We start from the raw sequence: 5,424 nt of genomic DNA on the forward strand, positions 1-5,424 counted from the left end.
GGCCTGCGCGGCGGCCGGACCGCCGGCACCCGCGCCCTGGCCCGGCTTGCCCGGCGCCTTCTTGCCGCCCTGGGCGACATCGACGGGGAGCATGACCAGCGCGGTCGTACCACCGGAGTCGGACGGCCGCAGCTGGATACGGATGCCGTGCCGCTGCGAAAGGCGGCCGACCACGAACAGACCCATGCGGCGCGAGACCGAGACGTCCACGGTGGGCGGCGAGGCGAGCCGCTCGTTGATCGCCGCGAGGTCCTCGGGGGAGAGGCCGATACCGGTGTCGTGGATCTCGATCAGTACGCGGCCGTCGGGCAGCGCGTGACCGGTGACCTTGACCTTGGTCTGCGGCGAGGAGAACGAGGTGGCGTTCTCCAGCAGCTCGGCGAGCAGGTGCACGAGGTCGTTGACGACGCGGCCCGCGACCTCGGTGGTCGGGACCGAGGACAGCTCGATGCGTTCGTACTGCTCCACCTCGGAGGCGGCGGCACGGAGCACGTCGACCAGCGGGACCGGGCGGGTCCAGCGGCGGCCGGGCTCTTCACCGGCGAGAACGAGGAGGTTCTCACCGTTACGGCGCATGCGGGTCGCGAGGTGGTCGAGCTTGAACAGCGAGGACAGCTGGTCCGGGTCGGCCTCGCGGGACTCCAGCTCGGAGATCAGCGACAGCTGACGCTGGATGAGGCCCTGGGAGCGGCGCGAGAGGTTGGTGAACATCGCGTTGACGTTGCCCCGCAGCAGGGCCTGCTCGGCGGCCAGTCGTACGGCCTCACGGTGCACGTCGTCGAAGGCCGCGGCCACCTGGCCGATCTCGTCCTTGGAGTGCACACCGACCGACTGGACGGAGGTGTCGACGTCCTGCGGGTCGGACTCGGACAGCTGCTTGACCAGCTCGGGCAGCCGGTCCTGGGCGACCTTGGTCGCGGTGTCCTGGAGCCGGCGCAGCGAGCGGATCATGGACCGGGCCACCACGAAGGCGCCGACGAGCGAGACACCGAGGACGAGCAGGATCAGCGCACCGGAGATGATCGCTTCCTGCTCGGACTCATTACGCAGCTCACGGGCCTTCTGCTCCATCTGGTTGAGCAGCGTGAGCTCGATGCTGGACATTTCCTGGATCTTGACCGAGTCGGCGTCGATCCAGTCCAGGTACGAGCGCTTCTCGCGCTGCTCCAGGCCACCCTCGCGGCCGAGCACGCGCTCCGCGTAGTCGTCGGCAGCCTCGATGGTCGGGCTGCCGTCGTCGATCGGCTTCGTCAGGGCCGACGCGTTGCCGTCGTAGATGCTGGCGAAGCCGGAGAGTTCGGCCTCCTGGTTGTCCAGCGCGGAGAGGGCGTACTGCCGGTCGTTCTCCGAGAGAGAGCCGAACGTCTTGGGGGTCGCGGGCAGCGCCGCGGCGATCACGGCACGCTGGATGGACGCGTACTCCTTGGCGGAGGAGAAGGCCGCCAGGGCGCGCGTGCGCTGGATCATCTCCGGATTGCTGGTCGCCTGCGCCATGTCCTGCGAAAGGCCCAGCAGCCGCTCGATGAGCCGGTGGTACGCCTCGACCGTCTGGGAGGAGTTCTCGCGGTCCGAGTAGGCGTCGGCGCGGATGTTCTTGATCTTGCCCAGCTCGGCGACGATGGAGACGACGTTGTCACGGACGCCGTCGAGGGTCTCGTCGTTGTCCGCGTTGTCGATCTCACGCGAGCCCTCCGAGAAGGCGACACGCGCCCGGTCCGTCTTGTCCCGTGCGCCCTTGACCGTGAGCTCGGTCCCGTCCGCGCCGTGCGAGAGCGGTCCGGCCGACTTGTCGCGCTCCTCCTGGAGCGCCGCGGCGAGCTCGGTCGCCTGCTTGGTCATGTCGGTCAGCAGCCTCATGTTGTCGAGCTGCTGGATGTCGTCCATGGAGTCGCTGATGCGCAGCGCGCCGAGCGAGGTCGCGGCGACCACGGGGAGCGCGAGCAGCGAGACCAGTCGGGTGGAGATGCGCCAGTTGCGCAGCGCTATTCGGGAGCCGGGGCCGCTGGAGCCCTTCGGCTTCGCAGCCGGGACGGCGGGCGCCGAGGCGGCGGGGCCGCCCGAAGAGCCTGCCGGGCCGGGGCGCGAGCCGCGCTCACCGCTGTCGCCGGACTGTGCCGGTCCTTGGTTCTGGGCGTGCTGGGGCGATGAACCGCGGTCGGTCCCGCCGTGCGGCTCCGGCTCCGCCGAAGCGCTGCCATCCCTCTTGAAACGTCCCTGCACTAGCGTCGCAACCTCTGGACCAGGCGCCCCTCCGCAGAACGGTGGGACGGTGTCGGCGTCGTACCGGCGCAATGCGCCTTTTGTCGGTCTCCGGTGACCGGCGCTGCTCCCCCTATCCCGCCGCCATGCGGCGCTGCGTTGCGCCCCCTGTGCGCCGGTTCGATCCCACGGCGGTTCGTGGAATTCCAGCACAGTGCCGGATCTCCAACAAGGGCCATGGGTCATGCTGTGACCTACGTGACCCCTTGTGAGGGGCGAGTTACGGGTCGTAGAAAGTGATCCCCCGCATAACGGGCACAATACGGCGATCCGCTCGTGCGCGAGACGTGTCCCAGTCGCGATGATCAGGAGCGGAATGATGTCTTCAGTAAGGCAATGTCCGCTTTGTTAGGGTCAATAGTCGGCCTGAATTGACCGTTTTGATGGGTGGTTCGTGAGGAAACTCACACGGCGATCATGGGGTCTTCACAACTTTCCCGGGGAACCGGACGTTTAGCCTGAGCCTTTACAGGCACAGCAAATCCGACAACACGCGCTTCTGTGACGGCCGTTGGCCGCACCGAGGCGCCCGTACGACGGGGTCAGACACCGCACATGAAGACGACGATGATGTTCCGCAACATAGCCAATCCGCAGCGCACCACGCTGGCGCACCTCGATGACGCCGACGAACTGCGCACGCCGGAGCAGCGGGAACAGCAGGAGCACGCCGTCGAGCTCCCCGCCCAGACCGCCAACCCCCGCCGTACGGTCCTGGTGGACATCCCGGCCGGCGCGGGCGCCGAGCAGTAGGCCTCCGAGTCGAGGACGAGCCCTGCCCCGATCCCCGGGATCGCCGGACGTAATTGCGCAAGGTCGCGCACCCTTACCGCGTTAGCCTGGAGCGTCATACTCCGGCTGGTTCAGTAGAGGGGCGCAAGATCCCGTGCGCATCGCCAGGTTCTCCATCGACGGCAACGTCGCGTTCGGCGCGGTCGAGGGCGACAGCCCTCCTGGATCGACCGACGGGCTCGTCCTCGACATCATCAAGGGCATCCCCTTCGCGGACTTCGAGCTCTCCGGTACGAAGCTGCCGCTGAGCAAGGTCAGACTGCTCCCGCCGGTGCTCCCGAACAAGGTCGTGGCCTTCGGCCGCAACTACGCGGAGCACGCGAAGGAGCTCGGCAACGAAGTGCCCGAGGCCCCCTTCGCCTTCTTCAAGCCGTCCACCTCGGTGATCGGCTCCGGCGACGAGATCGCGTACCCCTCCTTCTCCCAGGAACTGCACCACGAGGCCGAGCTGGCCGTGGTCATAGGCCGTATGTGCCGTGAGGTCCCGCGCGAGCGCGTCAAGGAGGTCATCCTTGGCTACACCTGCGCCAACGACGTCACCGCACGCGACGTCCAGAAGCGCGAGAAGCAGTGGGCGAGGGCCAAGGGCTTCGACTCCTCCTGCCCGCTCGGCCCCTGGGTGGAGACGGATCTCGACCCCTCCGACCTGACGATCCAGTGCACGGTCAACGGCCAGCAGCGACAACTGGGCCGTACCAGCGAGATGATCCACCCCATCGAGGATCTAATCGTGAACATCACGGAGGCCATGACGCTGCTCCCCGGCGACGTGATCCTCACGGGCACCCCCGCGGGGGTCGGCCCCCTCAACGTCGGCGACGAGGTCGCCGTCACCATCGAAGGCATCGGCACTCTCACCAACAAGGTGATCAAGCGTGGCTAACGCGAACGTCCGCGTACGTTTCTGTCCCTCGCCGACCGGCAACCCCCATGTGGGCCTGGTCCGCACCGCCCTGTTCAACTGGGCGTTCGCCCGCCACCACGGCGGCACCCTGGTCTTCCGCATCGAGGACACCGACGCGGCCCGCGACTCCGAGGAGTCCTACGAGCAGCTCCTGGACTCCATGCGCTGGCTCGGCTTCGACTGGGACGAAGGCCCGGAGATCGGCGGCCCGCACGCGCCGTACCGCCAGTCACAGCGGATGGACATCTACAAGGACGTCGCCCGCAAGCTCCTGGACGCCGGCCACGCGTACTACTGCTACTGCTCGACGGCGGAACTGGACGCCCGCCGCGAGGCCGCCCGCGCGGCAGGCAAGCCCTCCGGCTACGACGGCCACTGCCGCGCGCTCACCGACGAGCAGATCGCCGCGTACAAGACCGAGGACCGCGAGCCGATCGTCCGCTTCCGCATGCCCGACGAGGCGATCACCTTCACGGACCTGGTCCGCGGCGAGCTGACGTTCACCCCGGAGAACGTTCCGGATTACGGGATCGTACGGGCCAACGGAGCGCCCCTCTACACTCTCGTGAACCCCATCGACGACGCCCTCATGGAGATCACGCACATCCTGCGCGGCGAGGACCTGCTCTCCTCCACCCCGCGCCAGATCGCCCTCTACAAGGCACTGATCGAGCTGGGCATCGCCAAGTCGGTGCCGGCCTTCGGTCACCTGCCATACGTGATGGGCGAGGGCAACAAGAAGCTCTCCAAGCGCGACCCGCAGTCCTCGCTGAACCTCTACAGGGAGCGCGGTTTCCTCCCGGAGGGCCTGCTCAACTACCTCTCCCTGCTGGGCTGGTCGCTCTCCGCCGACCAGGACGTCTTCTCGATCGACGAAATGGTCGCGGCCTTCGACATCAAGGACGTCGTCCCGAACCCGGCCCGCTTCGACCTGAAGAAGTGCGAGGCGATCAACGCCGATCACATCCGGCGGCTGGACCTGAAGGCGTTCATCGAGGCCTGCGGTCCGTGGCTGAAGGCCCCGCACGCGCCGTGGGCGCCGCAGGACTTCGACCAGGCCAAGTGGGAGGCGATCGCCCCGCACGCCCAGACCCGCCTGACGGTCCTGTCCGACATCACGCAGAACGTCGACTTCCTGTTCCTGAAGGAGCCCGTCGAGGACGAGGCGTCCTGGACGAAGGCGATGAAGGAGGGCTCGGACGCGCTCCTGCGCACGGCCCGCGCGAAGCTGGAATCCGCGGACTGGACGAGTCCGGAGTCGCTCAAGGCGGCCGTCCTCGCGGCCGGCGAGGAGCACGGCCTCAAACTCGGCAAGGCCCAGGCCCCCGTCCGCGTAGCCGTCACCGGCCGCACGGTCGGGCTCCCCCTCTTCGAGTCCCTGGAAGTACTGGGCAAGGACAAGACCCTGACCCGCATCGACGCGGCGCTGGCCAAGCTGACCGCGTAGCGCACGCACGGAGGGGCGGCAC

Annotated in this window: 4 protein-coding genes; 3 read left to right on the plus strand and 1 reads right to left on the minus strand. The window is 68.1% G+C overall.

Annotated elements, in window-relative coordinates; all coding sequences use genetic code 11:
* On the minus strand, positions 1–2,220 hold a 2,220-nt coding region (locus tag ACYVO6_RS26970), incomplete at its 3' end, for a sensor histidine kinase (protein ID WP_461065498.1).
* A 594-nt stretch (positions 2,221–2,814) separates the two neighbouring features.
* On the opposite strand from ACYVO6_RS26970, the gene ACYVO6_RS26975 reads away from it, so the two are divergent.
* The 3 genes from ACYVO6_RS26975 to gltX all read left to right on the plus strand — a co-directional run bounded on the left by ACYVO6_RS26975 (position 2,815) and on the right by gltX (position 5,402).
* Positions 2,815–3,012 carry a hypothetical protein gene (locus ACYVO6_RS26975; RefSeq protein WP_461065500.1) on the plus strand — a complete coding sequence of 66 codons (198 nt, stop codon included), beginning with the start codon at positions 2,815–2,817 and terminating at the stop codon, positions 3,010–3,012.
* 133 nt (positions 3,013–3,145) lie between these two features.
* Complete coding sequence (locus ACYVO6_RS26980) at positions 3,146–3,934, plus strand: fumarylacetoacetate hydrolase family protein (protein ID WP_461065502.1); 789 nt, start codon at positions 3,146–3,148, stop codon at positions 3,932–3,934.
* A complete protein-coding gene (gltX, locus tag ACYVO6_RS26985; protein WP_461065504.1) occupies positions 3,927–5,402 on the plus strand; it encodes a glutamate--tRNA ligase in 1,476 nt (491 codons plus the stop codon). The genes ACYVO6_RS26980 and gltX overlap by 8 nt, the downstream gene beginning before the upstream one ends.
* The last annotated feature ends 22 nt before the right edge of the window (positions 5,403–5,424 follow it).

It is taken from the genome of Streptomyces pseudoechinosporeus, from assembly GCF_054783935.1.